Raw genomic sequence first — 17782 nt, 5'->3', positions numbered from 1 at the left:
GAAGAATTAATTTGGTACGACTGAGTGGATTCGAACCACCGACCTCTACCATGTCAAGGTAGCGCTCTAACCAACTGAGCTACGGTCGTATTACCTAATTAAGATGTGATAAATTTAATTACCAGCGGCCGCTAATATATAGCGTGGCGAGTGGCGAATCAAGCAAGTTTGCTGCTTTTAGGTTTATTTGCCGTTTTTTTATTCATATTGGGCTGATTTCACACGTTTTATAAAAGTTTTGCCACCAAGTAACGTGCTTTTTGGCTGAGCCTTTGAGCTGGTTTAATAAATTTGTTTGTGAATCAAGCGCTATCAAAGTGTTTATTTGGCTATTTGTTATGGGTTCGTCAAACCAAAGTTGATTATATAAGGGCAATAATGTTTCAAGGTAGCCCACTAAATTTGCTTGATAGGGCTGTAGCTCTTTTAGATAAAATTTTTTAAACACGTTGCTTACTATTGTCGCAACTTTTTTATTTTTTCCTGCTGGGCATATCTCATCAATGGATTGCGACTGAATAAATTGCGTGGCTGAATTATTAAACGCTATCTGCAAACGCGCAGAATAAATAAGTAATTGGTTAAAACGGTACTTGTTAAGCTGCTCTAACGCGTTAAATATGTCTGCGGAGTTGATCTTTAAATAGTGTTTATTGAGTATGTGGCGCTTTAACTGTACAAGCTTCTGCATGGCCGCTACGGTGTCGCTAAATCCTGCCGGCGACACAGCAAGCTCTGCGCTGCTAGCTTGCCACGTGCTTTTAAGCTCAAATTCGTTATACAGCATATAATTAAAGTAGTGGTTTAGTGTTTGCTCTTTTTGCGCTTTTGCATTTAATAGGGTTTTATAAATGTTTGAGTCAGGCTTAAGTGTGCTTAAGCACTGCTGCGCATTTTGCACAAACTCTATTTGATACTTTAAAACACTGGCATAGCCTGCCGTTTTACCTAGTTGATTATTATGCTCGCTAATAAGTAGGCTGAGTTTACAATGGCTTAAACTGGCAAGTTCGACCAAGCTGATAGTACTGCCTTTAGTAAGCGTATTTGGGGGTAATAGCGGGCTAATTGGTGCAGGCTTACTTAAGCTTGGGGCTTGGGTTTCAAGGGTATTACTTAAGCGTTCTGTGTATGTTTGATACGTGGTGCTGGGCGCTTTTGAACACCCAGCAAGCACGGCACAACACACAGCTAACAAATAACTTAACCATGTTTGGCTAGATAATAATGTAAGGGGTTTTTTATACAAATGGCGCCTGCTTTAATCGCTTATTAACGGTGAACATAAGCCATATAGCTGCAACGGTTAAACCAAATATTATACCTATCCAAAATCCGTGCGGCCCCATAGCTGGTACAATTAAATCTGTTATTCCTAATACGTATCCAAAAGCAAAACCGATTAACCAATAAGAGATAAACGTGATATAAGAAATAGGCTGAGTATGTTTTAACCCGCGTAAAATGCCATTTGCAGCGACTTGTAGTGCATCAGGTAGTTGATAAATGCATGCCAAAATCATAATAGAGCTAGCTAACGCAATAACAGCTGGGCTATCGGTGTACAGTTGGCTAATTAAATCGCGGCCTATAAAAGTTATAATCGCTAAAAATAAGGCTATAGCAATGGCTAATATATAACTAGTTGAGATAGCAATTTTTAATTGGCTTAGATGGTTTTGACCAAATAAATTACCAATACGAATACTAATGGCGATAGATAAGCTCAGTGGCATCATAAATAATAACGCGGTTACGCTTCCTGCTATTTGATGGCCCGACACTGCAACAGCACCTAAGTGTGCAATAAATAAGGGTATGCATGCAAACAGCGTAATTTCAAAAAAAGTGGCCAACGAAATAGGTATACCTAATTTAGTAATAATGCCAATGGTTTTTAGATTGGGTTTTTCAAAGTTAGACAATAAGGCTTTGGCGTCTACTTTTTTACTGAATTGGCAAAAGGTCACTTGCGCAATGGCCATTACTGTTAGCACTAGTGCAGTTGCAATACCACAGCCCGCACCACCGTATGCAGGTAGACCAAACACACCGTTAATAAAAATATAGTTAGCTGGAATATTAACCGCAAGGCCGAGCAGGCTTATATAAAAAGCGGGTTTTGTCATTCCCATACCTTCGGTCATATTTCTATAAACAGTAAAGGTTAAAAATCCAAAGGCCCCCCATTTCACAAAATGGATATAGTCATACGCTAGGCTGGCGATGGCGGGGGTTGTATCGAGTTTTAAAATGACAATATCGGCTAAATTAGCTATGCCAAAGCCTAGGGCGCTTAAAATGGCAGTTAAATACAGTGCTTGTTGAAAATAATGGCTTATGCCTTGTTTATCATTTGCACCAGCAAATTGGGCAATAATTCCAGTCAATGCGAGCAAAATACCTTGCAGCGCAAGTAATAATGGGTTCCATATACCTGTTGCAATCGATAATGCAGCTAAATCTGTAGGGCTTACTTGGCCGGCCATGATGGTGTCGACCACCGACATTAAAACGAGAGTGACTTGTGCTAAAAATACAGGTATGGCAAGGGTAATTAAACGTTTGGCTTCCCAGCTACTAAAGGTCATAAAAACGGCTATTTGATAAAACAGGGCACAATTGTAATCGATTGTGTTTCAAATAAAAATCATCGCAGTGAATGATTTTACCCGTTGATACGTTAAACTATCACTTTGTAATAATTTTAAGTGATTTTATGTTTACAGGAATTGTTCAAACTCAAGCTACTGTTGTTTCTAGCACACACAGCGATGGGGTTTTACGCTTGGTTGTATCGGTGAGTGATGAATATGTTAAACACCTTGACTTAGGTGCGAGCATTGCCATTAACGGTTGCTGCTTAACGGTGGTTAAAGTTGAGGTGAGTAATCAGGATGTAGTAGCACAAGTGCATTTTGATGTAATAGATGAAACACTTGCGCTAACTAATTTGGGTGAATTGACACTGGGCAGCCTAGTTAATTATGAGCGTTCAGTCACTTTTGGGACAGAGCTTGGCGGTCATATTGTCTCGGGGCATATTCATTGCACCGCTAAAATTAGGCAAATAGTTAAAGAGCAAAATAACTGTAAAATTCAGTTAAATTTACCGGCGGAGTGGCACAAGTTTGTTTTATACAAAGGGTTTGTCGCAATAAATGGCGCAAGTTTAACCGTGGGCGAAATTGACGAGCAGGGGTTTTGGTTACACTTGATCCCCGAAACGCTGGCTATTACAAATTTAGGCATTGCAAAAGTGGGTGATAAACTGAATATAGAAGTTGATCAGCAAACTTATACCATTGTTAACACGGTAGAAAATTACTTACGCCACCAGGGCTAAAAAATTTGCTCATCGTCGCTGTCTATGTGTAACTCTAATTTTTTATGAGCATGGTCTATATGCATATTTAAATGGATAGGGTTATAACAGGCAGCGCATTCTTCAATATAGTCTTGATCACCTAAGGTGGCGTCAATATCTAAATGTATGTGATTGCCACAGTGTGGGCAGGTGATACGTTGTGATAAAAAGTCTTTCATAATAATCACTCCAATAGTACCAAGGTAAGAATTAACTTGTTGATACGCATTAATTAAGTTGTGCGGTTATACTAGCAACAACTTGATGGCTCAAAACTGAACTAAACAACAAGGTATTGAGCCTTAATTACATCCTTTTAAATATAGTGCTGAAGCGACGTTTATGACAGTAACTTTACGCCTTAGAGGCATTATTATTTAAAGCGATAGCAGCGTATCAATATGTTGCTTAGCTTGGGTAAGGTAATGCCCTGCAAAAATATTTGCGTGATTTAAAATAGGGTAAAGCTGGTATATCGCTTTACGCTTTTTATAGTTATCGCTTAGTGGGTATTGCGCGTTGTAGGCGTTATAAAAATCATCAGGTAAGGGGGCAAATAGCTCACTCATTGCGATATCGACCTCGCGGTCACCGTAATAGCATGCTGGGTTAAATAAGGTGGGTACATTTTTAATAAACCCCATATTTCCACGCCAAAAATCACCATGTACTAAAGAGGGTTCAACAATATGGCTATGTAGTTGCTCTTTTACTAAGTTAATTAATTGCTCAGGCTCTACAAGTTCAATACCTTTCTCAGCTAATAGTTGTAGTTGCCAGCCTATGCGCTCTTCTGCGTAAAATAAATCCCATTTTTTATGCCACTGGTTTGGTTGCACGGTTGTGGCTAGGTAGTTATCTTCGTCAAAGCCAAACATTGCTTGGTCGTGCTTTTGATGCAGCATAGCCAGTTGCTTACCCATATCGTGCCAATGAGTGTGGGGCTGTTTATCAAGTACTAACCATTCAAGTACAATAAACGAAAATTCAATATTAGCGCCTGTTACAATGCAATCGGGCACCATAAAAACACTATTTTGGGTGAGCTGCTTAAGCCCAATTGCCTCGCTTTCAAGACGGTCCAGTTCACTTTTTAGGGCAATTTTTACCAGGTAATTGTGCTTACCATCGGTTAGTTGATAGAGTTTATCAGTATTGGTACTTTGCAGCTGGCGTTTGTAAGTATGTTTAAAGTCATAATGAATGGCTTGGCTAATGTGCTCGTTTACTGTTTTCCACATATCAATCGCTCGCCTTTTAAACAGATACTTAAACTATGGCAAAAAAGTATTAATTTAACAAACTAATCGTTGTAAAATTAACGATATAAAAAATGCTAATGGAGTAACAATGAACAAAAGTTTTATCACCAATTTGCTTGCGGTTTTGTGTGTCGTGATAGGCTACTTTTTTAACCAGGCCATTGTATTATCGGTGGGGTTATTTGCGCTATCTGGTGCTGTCACAAACTTATTGGCTGTTCATATGTTATTTGAAAAGGTCCCTTTGTTATACGGCTCGGGCGTTATTGCTCTAAAATTTGAAAGTTTTAAAGTGGCTATTCGTAATTTAATTTTGACTGAGTTTTTCTCAGAGCAAAAAATTAATAATCTACTTAACAAAGCACAGCCTAATATCGACTTTGAAGGCATTATTACTAAGGTTGATTTAAACCCTGCGTTTGACAATCTACTGCACGTGATAGAGCAATCACAGTTTGGTAGCATGCTAGGTATGTTTGGCGGCACAGAGGCAATAGAGCCAATGCGAGAAAAGTTTATTGAAAAAATGCAGCTATCACTTGCGCAAATTAGCCAAACAGACGACTTTAAAGCGCTAGTAAACGATACGTTATCGCAAGGCAATAGCGCGCAAAGCTTACATGCTACGGTACTTAAATTAGTTGATGAGCGTTTAAATGAACTCACCCCTAAAATGGTTAAAGACATTATTCAAACGATGATACGTGAGCATTTAGGTTGGCTAGTAGTGTGGGGCGGTGTGTTTGGCGGTTTATTTGGCTTAATTGCGGCCATTATTTAATAAACTAAGCCTGCTTACAAAGCAGGCTTAGTTTTGTGTTAACGCCATACTATTTTGGCCCTGTGATGATTACTTTTTCAAGGTTGTGCGTCTTAGCTAAATCTTTAATTGATGTGCGAGTACTGGTATCAATATTTAAATAATGTGCGCTTTTATCAAGGTTATACAAACTAACAAAGTCGCTCATTGATAAGTTATTACAGTGCAGTTTTTTGCTCATTACCGCTTTGCTTATATTTAAATCGCGTGACGCTTTACGTAACACGTACGATTTATTCGCTGCAACAGCCATACAAGCCTGTGTACCTGGTGTAGAGTCGGCCGCTACAAATTGGGTGGCTAATGCTGGCTTTGCCATTAGTAAAGTTGCGCCTAATACCATAGTTGTGCATAAAGTCGCTTTTAACGTATTCATAATTAGTCCTCATTGTTTGTGGTTCAGCTTTATTATTGGGCGATTTAAACTAAAAAGCTGTTAACCAAACGCAACAAGGTGTAAGCAGGTATGTTTAAAAATACACACTTGACCTAGGTGGCTGAATTTATGCCCTAATAAATGTGTTTTTTGACACACTTAGGTAAAATTATTTTACAGCTACTGACATATTTTCTCAGCCTGCTATCATCGCCCCCAATATTTACGCGCTTAATTTTTAGGAGAACCAGTGAGCAAAACGCCAGCCAGCTATTACCAGCAAGCGTATGCCTGCGAGCACAAACATTTTAACCAATGTTTTTATTGTGGGTGCGAAGCCACAGAGCGCGACCATTGCCCGCCCCTGCACATGTTACAGAGCATTATTGATTTAGGCGAAGAGGCCGAATTTATATCAATTGCAGCATGTTACGAGTGCCATGCCTTATTACATAATGAAAGGCTAATGACGATAGATGAGCGTTTTACAAAACTTAAAAAAAAGCTCTCTAATAAGTACGCTAAGGCGTTGCGTGTTTATAACATGTGGGAAGAAAACGAATTAAGCGAAATGAGCGATGAATTTGCGCACAGCATTCAAGCGGGTATGAAATTAGGTAAAGAGGCATCTGAGCGTTTAGCATTTACAGGCTTTACATATGCCACCGAAGAAGCCCGTGTAACCGTACGCGAAAAAACCAAAGAGTTTGATGTAGAAGGCACCGTTTTCACCGACTTTAAAGAGGCATTAACTTACTGTATTAACGTGCTTAAAGTTCAAAAAAGTGACTTTTATAAAATACTGGTTGAGGATTATAATGGCGATTTTAACAGGGCGCTTAGCCAGTATCGTCATCGGCATAATAAAGTAACAGCAGCAAGCGATGGCAATACTTTAATTAAGGATTTTGCTAAGCAACATAAGCAAAACTCAGACTTTGTAACGCGCACCGTTAAACACTTTATAAACAAAGATCCTTCCCTTACTACCGAAGGCGCGCTAGAAAAGCTGTATAACAATTATATAAAAAAATAATGACAGCCGTTTAACTCAATTAATCGCTTTTTTACCTGTTTTTTTAGCTTTATTACGCTGCTTTGGCTAAAGTAGCAAAAAAACAGGAGAACCTAACAACATGCAAAAATTTGCACCCTCATTGTTAGCAGTTGGTTTAGCTGCTGCGCTTGTTGGTTGCCAAGAAAACGGCCCGCAAGATGCAAAAATCACCATTAATAAAAACCCATACCCAAGCACTTACACACCGCTGGCAAGTAAAAGCACTTTAATTACCAATGCAACCGTACTTACCGGTACAGGCGAGCGTTTAAATGATGCTGATGTACTACTTGTTGATGGCAAAATACAACAAGTGGGTAAAGACTTATCGGCCAATGCAGATGCAACCATTGATGCCCAGGGCAAATGGGTTACTCCAGGTATTATTGATGTACATTCTCACTTAGGTGCTTACCCAAGCCCATCGGTAGAGTCTCATCAAGACGGAAACGAAATGACTAGCCCAAATACGGCTGAGGTGTGGGTAGAGCACTCAGTATGGCCTCAAGACCCTGGTTTTAATCGCGCGCGCGAAGGCGGTATTACGTCATTACAAATTTTACCTGGCTCAGCTAACTTATTTGGTGGACGAGGAGTTACACTTAAAAACATTCCTGCGCATACCATGCAAGGCATGAAATTTCCTGATGCACCTAATGGCCTAAAAATGGCCTGTGGTGAAAACCCAAAACGCGTATATGGTCGCCAAGGTACTTTGCCTTCAACCCGTATGGGGAATATGGCCGGCTACAGAATGGCTTGGGCAGAGGCACAAGAGTACAAACGGGCTTGGGATAAGTACGACGCCGATTATGAAGCTGGCTTAAACCCACAAGCACCAGCTCGCGATATTAAGCACGATACACTAAAAGCGGTTATTGAAGGTGAAGTGATAATTCATAATCACTGTTATAAAGCTGAAGAAATGGCGATGATGATCGACCTTTCAAAAGAGTTTGGCTATCACGCAGGTACGTTCCATCACGGTGTTGAAGCTTATAAAATTGCAGATTTACTGGCTGAAAATGGTTCGTGTGCTGCACTTTGGCCAGATTGGTGGGGCTTTAAAATGGAAGCCTACGACATGGTTCAAGAAAACGTAGCGATTGTTGATGCGGTAAAAAATTCGTGTGCCATTGTGCATTCTGACTCAGACACCACTATTCAGCGCTTAAACCAAGAAGCAGGTAAAGTAATGTACCGTGCAAACGAAAATGGGTTTGATATTTCGGAGCAGCACGCAATTAAGTGGATCACCTCAAATGCCGCTAAATCATTAGGTATTGAAGATAAAACGGGTTCACTTGAAGCAGGTAAACAAGGTGATGTGGTCATTTGGAACCAAAACCCATTTAGCGTTTACGCAAAAGCTGAACAAGTATTTATTGATGGCGCAAAAGTTTACGATAGAAACGACAGCGCTTTTCAGGCACAAAGTGATTTTATGTTAGGCCAACAATAAGGAGCCCAGAATGAAAAATTTATCACGTTCGTTTTCGCTATCTCTGGTTGCTGCCGGATTGTTAGCCTCAGCTACGGTGGATGCTCGCTCGCTTGCTATTGTGAATGCAACGCTTCATACCGCTACTGAGCAAGGTGTGCTAGAAAACGCAAGTATTATAATGGATAACGGTAAAATTACCGCTATTAACCCGCAACAAGTATATGCAGACCAAGTTATCGATGCTCAAGGCCGCATTGTTACGCCAGGGTTTATTGCCAGTATTAACCAACTTGGCTTAGTAGAGGTAAGCGCGGTTGCAGGTTCACGTGATGCTGGCGAAGAAAAAGCAGGTATTGATTTTGACGTAAGCCTTGCTTACAACGCTCACTCAAGCCTTATCCCTTATGCACGTAAAGGCGGTGTAACTCGCGATGTTATTACCCCGCATGGGGGCGATAGTATTTTTGCAGGCCTAGCGAGTGTTGTTGATTTAAGCGGTGATTTACAAAGCGATATACAAAAGCAAGCTGCTTTAGTGGTTTATTTGGGTGAGCGCAGCAAGGGGTCGCGCGCATTTACATTGCAAACCCTCATTAATAAGCTTGAAGAGCACCAAACAAAAGCAGCTAAAAAGCCTAAAAAAGACGACGACAGCAAGCCTAGCACTGAAGATAAAGTCATGCGTAAAGTACTTAGCGGCGATATGCCACTGGTAGTTGGCGTATCTCGTGCGGCCGATATTATTGAGCTCCTTAAAGTTAAATCGCAATTTGGTATTAATTTAGTGCTCAATGGCGCACAAGATGCGGTTGTTGTTAAAGAACAGATTGCTAAAGCGCAAGTGCCCGTAATTATGAGTGCTATGGATAGCTTACCCTCAAGCTTTGACTCGTTACATGCCAGCTTAGATAACGCAGCCGTGCTAGAAAAAGCAGGGGTTAAGGTTATTTTAACCGTGGGCGGCGATGCCAGTCATAATATTTATCAACTTCGTTTTGATGCAGGCAATGCCGTTTCATATGGCATGAGCCAACAAGGCGCATTAAAGGCCGTTACATCTAATGTAGCAAGTGTGTTTAATATTAATGCCGGCAGCATTGAAGTGGGTAAAGCCGCTGATGTAGTGATGTGGAGTAACGACCCGTTTGAGTTAAGCAGTCATGTAAGCAAAATGATTATTAACGGTGAAGAGGTATCTACACAGTCTCGCCAAGATAAACTACGTGAGCGCTATACTACGGATTCAACAATGCCGCGTGCTTATACAAAATAATTAATATCGCTTTAATTGTTTACAGGCCGCTATTTTATAAATAGCGGCTTTTTTATACAAAAGCTAGGCACAAAAAAACCGCTTACTTTTTACGTAAGCGGTTTATTTAATTTGATCTAAGGTTATACTAATTTAGATAAAATTTCGTTAAAGGTTGCGCTTGGGCGCATTGCTTTAAACGCTGCCTCATCATTTGGTTGGAAGTAACCACCAATATCCATTGAAGGACCTTGCGCATCGTTAAGCTCGTTTACGATTTGCTCTTTTTGCGTTTCTAAATCGTTGGCAATTTGTGTAAATTGCGCTTTAAGCTCACTGTCTTCGTCTTGCTTAGCCAGCTCTTGTGCCCAGAATAAAGATAAGAAGAAGTGAGAACCACGGTTATCAATTTCTTTTACTTTACGTGAAGGCGACTTGTTTTCAGCAAGGAAAGTACCGGTTGCTTTATCTAGTGTATCAGCAAGTACTTGCGCTTTTTTGTTGCCTGTATTTACGCTTAGGTGCTCAAGCGAAGCCGCTAGTGCTAAAAACTCGCCCAGTGAATCCCAACGTAAGTGGTTTTCTTTTTCGAACTGTTGGACATGCTTAGGTGCTGAACCACCTGCGCCAGTTTCAAATAATCCACCGCCGTTCATTAGTGGTACAATTGAAAGCATCTTAGCACTGGTACCTAGTTCTAAAATTGGGAATAAATCTGTTAGGTAGTCACGTAATACGTTACCCGTTACAGAGATAGTGTCTTTCCCTTCTTTAATACGCGCTAATGAAAACAAGGTGGCATCAAGCGGTGCTAAAATTTGGATGTCTAGGCCATTTGTATCGTGATCTGGTAAGTATTTGTTTACCTTTTTGATAAGCTCAGCATCATGAGCACGATTTTCATCTAACCAGAAAACAGCAGGTGCACCCGTTGCACGTGCACGGTTTACCGCAAGTTTAACCCAATCTTGGATTGGTGCGTCTTTAACCTGACACATTCTCCAAATATCGCCTTGCTCAACAGTGTGCTCAAGTAATGTAGTGCCATTTGCATCAACAACACGAATAGAACCATCTGCTTTTGCTTCAAACGTTTTATCGTGAGAACCGTATTCTTCAGCTTTTTGAGCCATTAGGCCTACGTTTGGTACGCTACCCATAGTAGTAGGATCAAATGCGCCGTTTTCTTTACAAAAATCAATTGTCGCTTGGTAAACACTTGAGTAGCTACGATCTGGAATTACAAAGCTAGTGTCTTGTAGTTTACCATCGTTGTTCCACATTTGACCGCTTGAACGAATGGCAGCAGGCATAGACGCATCAATGATCACATCGCTTGGTACGTGTAAGTTAGTAATACCACGATCAGAGTCAACCATTGCTATAGCAGGACGCTCAGCGTAAACCGCTTGAATGTCTGCTTCAATTTCTTCGCGCTTAGCATCATCTAATGTTTGAATTTTAGAATATACGTCGCCTAAACCGTTATTTACATCAACACCTAGCTCTTCAAAAAGCTCGCCGTGTTTAGAAAAAACGTCTTTGTAGAATACTTTTACTGCATGACCAAAAATAATAGGATCAGATACTTTCATCATTGTCGCTTTCATGTGAAGCGAAAATAATACGCCTTTTTCTTTAGCTGCATCAATTTCTGCTTCTAAAAACGCTTGTAGTTTAGCTGCGCTAATGCGCGATGCATCAATGACTTCGCCAGCAATTAGTGGCGTGCTTTGTTTAAGAACGGTTACGTCGCCATTAGTTGCTACGTGCTCAATACGAACATCAGTTGCAGCATCAACTGTAACTGATTGCTCAGAGCCAAAGAAGTCACCTTCGCTCATGCTTGCAACGTATGATTGTGAATCTTTGCTCCACGCACCCATTGAATGAGGGTTATTGCGTGCGTACTCTTTTACAGAACCTGGCGCACGACGATCTGAGTTACCTTCACGCAATACTGGGTTTACAGCACTGCCTTTAATTTTATCGTACGTTGCTTTAATTTTAGCTTCTTCATCATTTTTAGGCTCAGCAGGGTACTCTGGTAGTGCGTAGCCTTTTTCTTGAAGCTCTTTAATAACAGCGCGTAATTGCGGTATAGATGCACTGATATTTGGTAATTTGATGATGTTTGCTTCTGGTGTTTTTGCAAGTTCGCCAAGTTCTGCAAGTGCATCACCGATGCGTTGTTCTTCTGTTAGGTAATCTGCGAAGTTTGCAATTACACGACCTGCTAATGAGATATCGCGAGTTTCAACTTCAACACCTGCCGCATTTGTATAGGCTTGGATAATTGGTAGCAACGAGTAAGTTGCTAGCGCCGGAGCTTCGTCCGTTTTAGTGTAGATAATTTTTGATGTCATCATCATTCCTAGATAGTAGGCCGCAGTGGCCGTATTCAACAATGCAAAGAAACTCATTAGCGCACGGTTGCGTTAATAAGCAGTTTGTTAGGTGTCGGTACTCTTTATTAACCAAAAGGTAGAATAGTCACACCTGACTAACTGATTTTTTTATAGGTTGCAAAGTACACGTATTTTTAGCCGCGTAAAAGCATAAGCCAAAATGTAACCGCATAATTTAGCAACAAGAGTGTAACAAGCTTGTTTAAAAAGGGCTAGCGCTTGCGCATTAAAGCAGCCTTTATTAACAGGTACGTTTAGAACATTGGGGTATATAAAATAAAATCAAGTAAAAGGGTTGAATTAAGCGAGTACAGGAACAATTAAACAATAAGAAGAGAGTTGAATGGTAAGTGGGAAATTAAGCGAGGATCTAAATTAAATCACTCGCTTTAGTCGAACAAATGTTTATCACTCTAAAATGTCGCCGTTAGGGGCTATGTTTTTAGCGTGTAAGCCCTTAGGGCCTTGTTCTAGCTCGAATGTTACATCTTGACCAGCTTTAAGTGTCTTATAACCGTCCATTACAATCGTTGAGTAATGAGCGAAAATATCATTCTCGCAGCCGTCTTCTACGATGAAACCAAAACCTTTGGCGTTGTTGAACCATTTGACTTTACCACAAGCCATACTTCTACATCCTTCTATAAGTTGACTAATTTAGTTATTCTAAACCGTATAATTTGCTAGACTGACTAAGGATTAATCAATCTACATCTGACTGTAGTTTATTTGGCCAGTCAGTCAAGTGTTTTGTGGTATTTTTTTAACATTTAATTTATTTTTTATTCAAGTTTGCTTGAGTTACAAAGACAAGACTATATTTAATTATGAGTGGTATGAAAGATTCAGGTGTTATCGACACCGTTCGCGATAGTGAAAAGCAAAAGTTGCAACCACCGCGAAAATACAAAGTTGTTTTAAATAACGATGACTACACGCCAATGGACTTTGTAATAGAAGTACTAATGACGTTTTTCAATATGGATAGCGATAGAGCAACCGATGTGATGCTTCAAGTTCACGAAAAAGGTAAGGGGATTTGCGGTGTATTTAGCGCCGATGTAGCCCATACAAAAGCGGAACAAGTTAACCGTTACGCACGGGATAACGAGCATCCACTGCTTTGTAGTTGTGAGCAGGAATAAATACCAATCAGGTGATCAATCACCTCATTGTAGTGGTATAAAATAATTATCTCAGTAAGGGGTTGCCAATGCTAAACAAAGACTTAGAACTAACGTTAAATGCCGCGTTTCGTGAAGCGCGTACACGCCGCCATGAGTTTATGACGGTAGAACACCTTTTACTTGCGCTTTTAGATAACCCTTCAGCAGGCGAAGCGCTAAATGCCTGTGGTGTTGATATTTCTGGTTTAAAAACCGAACTATTAGAATTCATAGATGAAACCACACCGGTTATTCCTGATTTAGAGGAAGAGCGAGAAACTCAACCAACACTGGGTTTTCAGCGCGTGTTGCAGCGAGCCGTTTTTCATGTGCAATCATCGGGTAAAAACGAAGTAACTGGTGTGAATGTTCTTGTTGCTATTTTTTCTGAACAAGAAAGCCAAGCAGTTTACTTACTTAAGAAAAGCGATATCTCTCGCTTAGATATAGTGAACTTTATTTCTCATGGTATCTCCAAATCGGATGATGAGTTAGGCGATGACACTGACGATATTCATGAAGAAGTACAAGAGGTTCAAAACGAAGAAGCGAGTAAGTTAGATAGCTTTACCACTAATTTAAATGCGCAAGCTAATGACGGTAACATTGACCCACTAGTGGGTCGCGACAGTGAAGTAGAGCGCACTGTTCAAGTTTTATGTCGCCGTAAAAAGAATAACCCATTGCTTGTAGGTGAAGCAGGGGTTGGTAAAACAGCCATTGCAGAGGGCCTTGCGTATCGTATTGTGAATGAACAAGTGCCTGAAGTAATTGCCGACGCTGTTGTTTACTCGCTTGATATGGGCGCATTGCTTGCTGGTACTAAGTACCGCGGCGACTTTGAAAAGCGCTTTAAGAGCTTGTTAAAAGAATTACAGGCAAAGCCTAATGCAATTTTATTTATAGATGAAATACACACTATCATTGGTGCAGGTGCGGCTTCGGGCGGTGTTATGGATGCTTCTAACTTGCTAAAACCACTGCTTTCAAGTGGGCAGTTACGCTGTATGGGTTCAACCACCTACAATGAGTACAAAAATATTTTTGAGAAAGACCGTGCGTTAGTGCGTCGTTTCCAAAAAATTGATGTACTGGAGCCTAGTGTGGCCGATACCACTAAAATTTTAAACGGTCTAAAAGAGCGTTACGAAGAGCACCACGGTATTCGTTACACGCAAAAAGCGCTAAAAGCGGCTGCTGAGCTAAGTGCTAAATATATTAATGAGCGCCACTTACCAGATAAAGCCATTGATGTAATAGATGAAGCCGGTGCCAATCAGCGTTTGCAGCCAAGCTCTAAACGTAAAAAAACCATTGGTGTATCAGATATCGAATCGATTATTGCTAAAATGGCGCGTATACCAGCTCAAAGCGTGTCATCGACCGACAAAGAAACGCTCAAAAATCTTGATCGCAACTTAAAAATGTTGGTGTTTGGGCAAGATCAATCTATCGACGCGCTAACATCTGCGATTCGTTTATCTCGCTCTGGGCTTGCAAACGAAGACAAGCCAGTGGGCTCGTTTTTATTTGCTGGACCTACAGGCGTAGGTAAAACTGAGGTAACTAAACAGCTTGCTAAATGCATGGGTGTTGAGTTTATTCGGTTTGATATGTCGGAGTACGTTGAGCGCCATGCAGTAAGCCGATTAATTGGTGCGCCTCCTGGCTATGTTGGTTTTGAACAAGGTGGTTTACTTACCGAAGCCGTTATTAAAAACCCACATGCAGTTGTGTTATTGGATGAAATTGAAAAAGCCCATCCTGATATTTACAACATACTACTGCAAGTAATGGATCACGGTACATTAACCGATAACAATGGTCGTAAAGCTGACTTTAGAAACGTCGTGGTGGTTATGACAACCAATGCCGGCGTGCAAGAAACCACACGTAAATCGATTGGTTTTAGTGAGCAAGATCACACGCACGATGCAATGAGTGAAATTAACAAGGTATTTTCACCCGAATTTAGAAACCGCTTAGATAACATTATTTGGTTTAACCACCTTGAAAAAGACGTTATCTTGCAAGTGGTTGATAAATTTGTGGTTGAGCTGCAAGCGCAATTAGATAAGAAGTCAGTTAACCTTGAGCTGACCTCTAAAGCGCGTGAGTGGTTAGCGGATAAAGGCTACGATAAAGCAATGGGTGCACGTCCTATGGCACGTGTTATTCAAGATGAGCTTAAAAAGCCATTGGCTAACGAAATACTCTTTGGTGAATTGGTTGATGGCGGTACAGTTAAAGTGTCGGTCAAAGATAAGAAAATCAACTTTGACTATGAAAGCAATTTAACACCTGCCTAAGCTTAAATAAGTGTAATCACTTAGCTAAGATAATGAGCATTTAAACTAGCCTGCGTGATATGCGCGGGCTTTTTTGTCTTTTTTATAGGCAACAAAAAGCCCAGCATAAGCTGGGCTTTTTGTTTATTAAATGTAATTGCTAGTAAGTACCATCAATTACATTTAATAAACGCTTTAAGCTAGTTATACACTAGCCAAAAACTAAATCTCGTTTACGCACTTAGCGAGCACGGAATACGATACGTCCTTTCGATAAATCGTAAGGAGTCATTTCTACCGTTACTTTATCGCCGGTTAAAATACGGATATAGTTTTTGCGCATTTTACCTGAAATATGAGCCACAACTACGTGACCATTTTCTAGCTCAACTCGGAACATTGTATTTGGTAAAGTATCAAGGACTGTCCCTTGCATTTCGATTACGTCTTCTTTCGCCATGTTTAGCGTAACACCTCTTTAATAGTTAAACGCTGCAGATTTTGCCCAAAATACGCCAATAAGTAAAGGCGCAGCGGGCATTTTTGCAAATTAAATAGCCAACCACTGGTCATTAACGTGTTTTTGCGCGGGTAAAAACTGAGTTTTGTATTTCATTTTGGTGCATTCATCAATTTGGTAACCCAAATACACAAATTCTTTATTTTGCTGCTTGGCAAATTCGAGTTGCTGTAAAATCATTACAGTACCTAAACTGTAATGCTCAAAGTCGGGATCGAAAAATGTATAAATAGCCGATACTGAATTATCCATACAATCTGTTACCGCCACAGCCACTAAATTACCTTGATGCCAAAGTTCGATAAAGGTTATTTCTAACCAGCTACAAAATAAAAAACTTTGAAACTGCTCTACATTAGGTGGAAACATAGTGCCATCGCTGTGGCGCATTGAAATGTATTTACTATAAAGCGGGTAATATTCTTCTCGCTTAGCCTGAGAATATTTAACGTCAAAGTTTGCTTTAACTTTATTTAATTTTCTTTTTTGCGACTTTGAAGGAATAAACTCTTGGGCTAACACACGCACCGAGTTACATGCGTTACACGAAGGGCAGTGCGGTCGGTAAATTTGATTGCCACTGCGCCTAAAACCAAGCGATAAAAGCATTTCAAATTTATGCGTGCTGTAACAACTTGGATCAAGGATGACCAATAATTGCTCTTGTCTGTCGGGTAAATAGCTACAAGCAAACTCTTGGCTAAGGCCAACGCGTGCAGGAATATGTTCACTCATAAATTGCTGTTAACTCCTGTGGTTGCCACATGGTTGAGTTGAGGGTGTATGCATTTGCTCGTTTAAGTTTAGTCAAAAATTCTGAGCGAGGGATCACTTTTGCGCCTAAAGAGGTTAAATAGGGGTTTTCTAGTTGGCAGTCAATAAAATGTGCATTATGGCGTTTTAGCCAATTAACTAACGCCCACATAGCCAGTTTTGAGCAATTAGTTTGATGATGAAACATCGACTCGCCACAAAAAACGCCATTTTGCATAATGCCATAAAGCCCACCAGCAAGTTCGCCGTTTTGCCATACCTCAACACTGTGCGCAATATTAGCGTTATGTGCAGCAATATAAGCGCTTAACATACCGTCTGTTATCCATGTGCCTTCGGTATCTATACGTTGCTCACAGCACGCTTCTATAACCTCAGCAAAGGCATTGTTAACAGTTACTTTAACAGGGTGCTTTTTTAAATGTTTACGCAAGCTTTTACTTATATGAAAGTCATCTAGCTCTACAATGCCACGTTCACTGGGTGACCACCACATAATGGGTTCACCTTCGCTAAACCACGGAAAAATACCCATTTTATAGGCATTACTTAAGCGTTTTACAGATAAATCGCCGCCTATGGCAAGGAGTCCATCGGGGGAGGTGAGTGCATATTCGGGGTTTGGAAATGCTATATCGGTTTCATTGAGTTGGTATAGCTGGTTTCTCATAGAGGGCTTAACTTAGTAATTATCATAAAAGTGTAACTATATTTTAGGCATAAAAAAAGGCTGAATTAACAGCCTTTATTAATTTTGTAGCGTTTATAGGTTATCTAAGAAACGCTCAGCATCTAGGGCTGCCATACAGCCAGTACCAGCAGATGTAATTGCTTGACGGTAAATGTGATCAGACACATCACCTGCGGCAAACACACCCGGTACGCTTGTTTGTGTAGCGTTACCGTTAAGGCCAGACTCAACAACTAAATAGCCGTCTTTCATCTCAAGTTGGCCTTCAAACATGTCGGTGTTTGGTTTATGGCCGATAGCAATAAATACACCGGCTACATCTAGCTCTTCGGTCGCATCAGATTGCGTATCTTTAAT

At 40.4% G+C, this 17782-nt stretch carries 18 protein-coding genes and 1 tRNA gene; 7 read left to right on the top strand and 12 right to left on the bottom strand.

Features of this window, described 5'->3' with window-relative positions; translation table 11 throughout:
* Window positions 1-12: 12 nt before the first annotated feature.
* From AABI99_RS14670 to AABI99_RS14660, 3 genes are all read right to left on the bottom strand, one after another.
* Window positions 13-89: transfer RNA gene (locus AABI99_RS14670), tRNA-Val, on the bottom strand.
* A gap of 113 nt (window positions 90-202) precedes the next feature.
* A complete protein-coding gene (locus AABI99_RS14665; RefSeq protein ID WP_338366731.1) occupies window positions 203-1249 on the bottom strand; it encodes a DUF3080 family protein in 1047 nt (348 codons plus the stop codon).
* Window positions 1242-2591 (bottom strand): MATE family efflux transporter, encoded by a 1350-nt coding sequence (locus AABI99_RS14660; RefSeq protein WP_338366730.1) that lies wholly within the window; start codon window positions 2589-2591, stop codon window positions 1242-1244. The genes AABI99_RS14665 and AABI99_RS14660 overlap by 8 nt, the downstream gene beginning before the upstream one ends.
* Window positions 2592-2719: 128 nt before the next feature.
* Here AABI99_RS14660 and AABI99_RS14655 point away from each other — a divergent pair, with 128 nt between their 5' ends.
* A complete protein-coding gene (locus tag AABI99_RS14655) occupies window positions 2720-3346 on the top strand; it encodes a riboflavin synthase subunit alpha (RefSeq protein ID WP_338366728.1) in 627 nt (208 codons plus the stop codon).
* On the opposite strand, the gene AABI99_RS14650 is transcribed toward AABI99_RS14655, so the two are convergent.
* On the bottom strand, window positions 3343-3546 hold the full coding sequence (locus tag AABI99_RS14650; RefSeq protein WP_338366726.1) for a CPXCG motif-containing cysteine-rich protein: 204 nt from the start codon (window positions 3544-3546) through the stop codon (window positions 3343-3345). The two genes, AABI99_RS14655 and AABI99_RS14650, sit on opposite strands and share 4 nt — an antisense overlap.
* 198 nt (window positions 3547-3744) lie before the next feature.
* Window positions 3745-4608, bottom strand: a complete 864-nt coding sequence (locus tag AABI99_RS14645) for a fructosamine kinase family protein (protein ID WP_338366723.1) — start codon at window positions 4606-4608, stop codon at window positions 3745-3747.
* A 109-nt stretch (window positions 4609-4717) separates the two neighbouring features.
* On the opposite strand from AABI99_RS14645, the gene AABI99_RS14640 reads away from it, so the two are divergent.
* Window positions 4718-5410: a hypothetical protein gene (locus AABI99_RS14640; RefSeq protein ID WP_055014321.1), complete on the top strand. Its 693-nt coding sequence runs from the start codon at window positions 4718-4720 to the stop codon at window positions 5408-5410.
* A gap of 49 nt (window positions 5411-5459) precedes the next feature.
* Here AABI99_RS14640 and AABI99_RS14635 read toward each other — a convergent pair whose 3' ends face one another.
* The gene (locus AABI99_RS14635; RefSeq protein WP_338366721.1) at window positions 5460-5825 is read right to left on the bottom strand and encodes a DUF3718 domain-containing protein; all 366 of its coding nucleotides are present in this window, start codon (window positions 5823-5825) and stop codon (window positions 5460-5462) included.
* Between the two features lie 250 nt (window positions 5826-6075).
* On the opposite strand from AABI99_RS14635, the gene AABI99_RS14630 reads away from it, so the two are divergent.
* From AABI99_RS14630 to AABI99_RS14620, 3 genes are all read left to right on the top strand, one after another.
* Window positions 6076-6861, top strand: a complete 786-nt coding sequence (locus AABI99_RS14630; RefSeq protein WP_338366719.1) for a hypothetical protein — start codon at window positions 6076-6078, stop codon at window positions 6859-6861.
* A gap of 100 nt (window positions 6862-6961) precedes the next feature.
* On the top strand, window positions 6962-8344 hold the full coding sequence (locus tag AABI99_RS14625) for an amidohydrolase (RefSeq protein ID WP_338366717.1): 1383 nt from the start codon (window positions 6962-6964) through the stop codon (window positions 8342-8344).
* A 10-nt stretch (window positions 8345-8354) separates the two neighbouring features.
* Window positions 8355-9599, top strand: coding sequence for an amidohydrolase family protein (locus AABI99_RS14620; RefSeq protein WP_338366715.1), 1245 nt, complete (start codon window positions 8355-8357; stop codon window positions 9597-9599).
* Window positions 9600-9721: 122 nt separating this feature from the next.
* On the opposite strand, the gene AABI99_RS14615 is transcribed toward AABI99_RS14620, so the two are convergent.
* Entirely contained in the window at window positions 9722-11944 is a 2223-nt protein-coding gene (locus AABI99_RS14615) for an NADP-dependent isocitrate dehydrogenase (protein ID WP_338366713.1), read from the bottom strand.
* A 450-nt stretch (window positions 11945-12394) separates the two neighbouring features.
* A complete protein-coding gene (gene cspD, locus AABI99_RS14610; protein ID WP_004586755.1) occupies window positions 12395-12613 on the bottom strand; it encodes a cold shock domain-containing protein CspD in 219 nt (72 codons plus the stop codon).
* Window positions 12614-12822: 209 nt separating this feature from the next.
* Here cspD and clpS point away from each other — a divergent pair, with 209 nt between their 5' ends.
* Together clpS and clpA are read left to right on the top strand one after the other, a co-directional pair.
* On the top strand, window positions 12823-13131 hold the full coding sequence (gene clpS, locus AABI99_RS14605) for an ATP-dependent Clp protease adapter ClpS (protein ID WP_004586754.1): 309 nt from the start codon (window positions 12823-12825) through the stop codon (window positions 13129-13131).
* 68 nt (window positions 13132-13199) lie between these two features.
* Complete coding sequence (gene clpA, locus AABI99_RS14600) at window positions 13200-15461, top strand: ATP-dependent Clp protease ATP-binding subunit ClpA (RefSeq protein ID WP_338366710.1); 2262 nt, start codon at window positions 13200-13202, stop codon at window positions 15459-15461.
* A gap of 220 nt (window positions 15462-15681) precedes the next feature.
* Here the strand turns inward: clpA and infA are convergent, their stop codons facing one another.
* The 4 genes from infA to AABI99_RS14580 all read right to left on the bottom strand — a co-directional run.
* Complete coding sequence (gene infA, locus AABI99_RS14595; RefSeq protein WP_002962494.1) at window positions 15682-15900, bottom strand: translation initiation factor IF-1; 219 nt, start codon at window positions 15898-15900, stop codon at window positions 15682-15684.
* 90 nt (window positions 15901-15990) lie between these two features.
* Window positions 15991-16695 carry an arginyltransferase gene (locus tag AABI99_RS14590; RefSeq protein WP_338366634.1) on the bottom strand — a complete coding sequence of 235 codons (705 nt, stop codon included), beginning with the start codon at window positions 16693-16695 and terminating at the stop codon, window positions 15991-15993.
* Window positions 16688-17404: a leucyl/phenylalanyl-tRNA--protein transferase gene (gene aat, locus AABI99_RS14585; protein ID WP_338366633.1), complete on the bottom strand. Its 717-nt coding sequence runs from the start codon at window positions 17402-17404 to the stop codon at window positions 16688-16690. The genes AABI99_RS14590 and aat overlap by 8 nt, the downstream gene beginning before the upstream one ends.
* Window positions 17405-17497: 93 nt before the next feature.
* Window positions 17498-17782 (bottom strand): FAD-dependent oxidoreductase (locus AABI99_RS14580; RefSeq protein WP_338366631.1); only part of this gene is annotated, 285 nt, incomplete at its 5' end.

Origin of the sequence: uncultured Pseudoalteromonas sp. (assembly GCF_963922945.1) — a bacterium.
Classification (GTDB): domain Bacteria; phylum Pseudomonadota; class Gammaproteobacteria; order Enterobacterales; family Alteromonadaceae; genus Pseudoalteromonas.
Note: the sequence above shows the minus strand (reverse complement) of the source record. Positions and strands in the feature narration are given on the sequence as shown.

Excerpts from the sequence above, each read along its gene's own strand:
- AABI99_RS14640 (WP_055014321.1), top strand. The coding sequence starts at position 4,718 with ATGAACAAAAGTTTTATCACCAATTTGCTTGCGGTTTTGTGTGTCGTG.
- AABI99_RS14635 (WP_338366721.1), bottom strand. The coding sequence starts at position 5,825 with ATGAATACGTTAAAAGCGACTTTATGCACAACTATGGTATTAGGCGCA.
- AABI99_RS14615 (WP_338366713.1), bottom strand. The coding sequence starts at position 11,944 with ATGACATCAAAAATTATCTACACTAAAACGGACGAAGCTCCGGCGCTA.
- cspD (WP_004586755.1), bottom strand. The coding sequence starts at position 12,613 with ATGGCTTGTGGTAAAGTCAAATGGTTCAACAACGCCAAAGGTTTTGGT.
- AABI99_RS14660 (WP_338366730.1), bottom strand. The coding sequence starts at position 2,591 with ATGACCTTTAGTAGCTGGGAAGCCAAACGTTTAATTACCCTTGCCATA.
- AABI99_RS14590 (WP_338366634.1), bottom strand. The coding sequence starts at position 16,695 with ATGAGTGAACATATTCCTGCACGCGTTGGCCTTAGCCAAGAGTTTGCT.
- aat (WP_338366633.1), bottom strand. The coding sequence starts at position 17,404 with ATGAGAAACCAGCTATACCAACTCAATGAAACCGATATAGCATTTCCA.
- clpA (WP_338366710.1), top strand. The coding sequence starts at position 13,200 with ATGCTAAACAAAGACTTAGAACTAACGTTAAATGCCGCGTTTCGTGAA.
- infA (WP_002962494.1), bottom strand. The coding sequence starts at position 15,900 with ATGGCGAAAGAAGACGTAATCGAAATGCAAGGGACAGTCCTTGATACT.
- AABI99_RS14655 (WP_338366728.1), top strand. The coding sequence starts at position 2,720 with ATGTTTACAGGAATTGTTCAAACTCAAGCTACTGTTGTTTCTAGCACA.
- AABI99_RS14645 (WP_338366723.1), bottom strand. The coding sequence starts at position 4,608 with ATGTGGAAAACAGTAAACGAGCACATTAGCCAAGCCATTCATTATGAC.
- clpS (WP_004586754.1), top strand. The coding sequence starts at position 12,823 with ATGAAAGATTCAGGTGTTATCGACACCGTTCGCGATAGTGAAAAGCAA.
- AABI99_RS14620 (WP_338366715.1), top strand. The coding sequence starts at position 8,355 with ATGAAAAATTTATCACGTTCGTTTTCGCTATCTCTGGTTGCTGCCGGA.
- AABI99_RS14625 (WP_338366717.1), top strand. The coding sequence starts at position 6,962 with ATGCAAAAATTTGCACCCTCATTGTTAGCAGTTGGTTTAGCTGCTGCG.
- AABI99_RS14650 (WP_338366726.1), bottom strand. The coding sequence starts at position 3,546 with ATGAAAGACTTTTTATCACAACGTATCACCTGCCCACACTGTGGCAAT.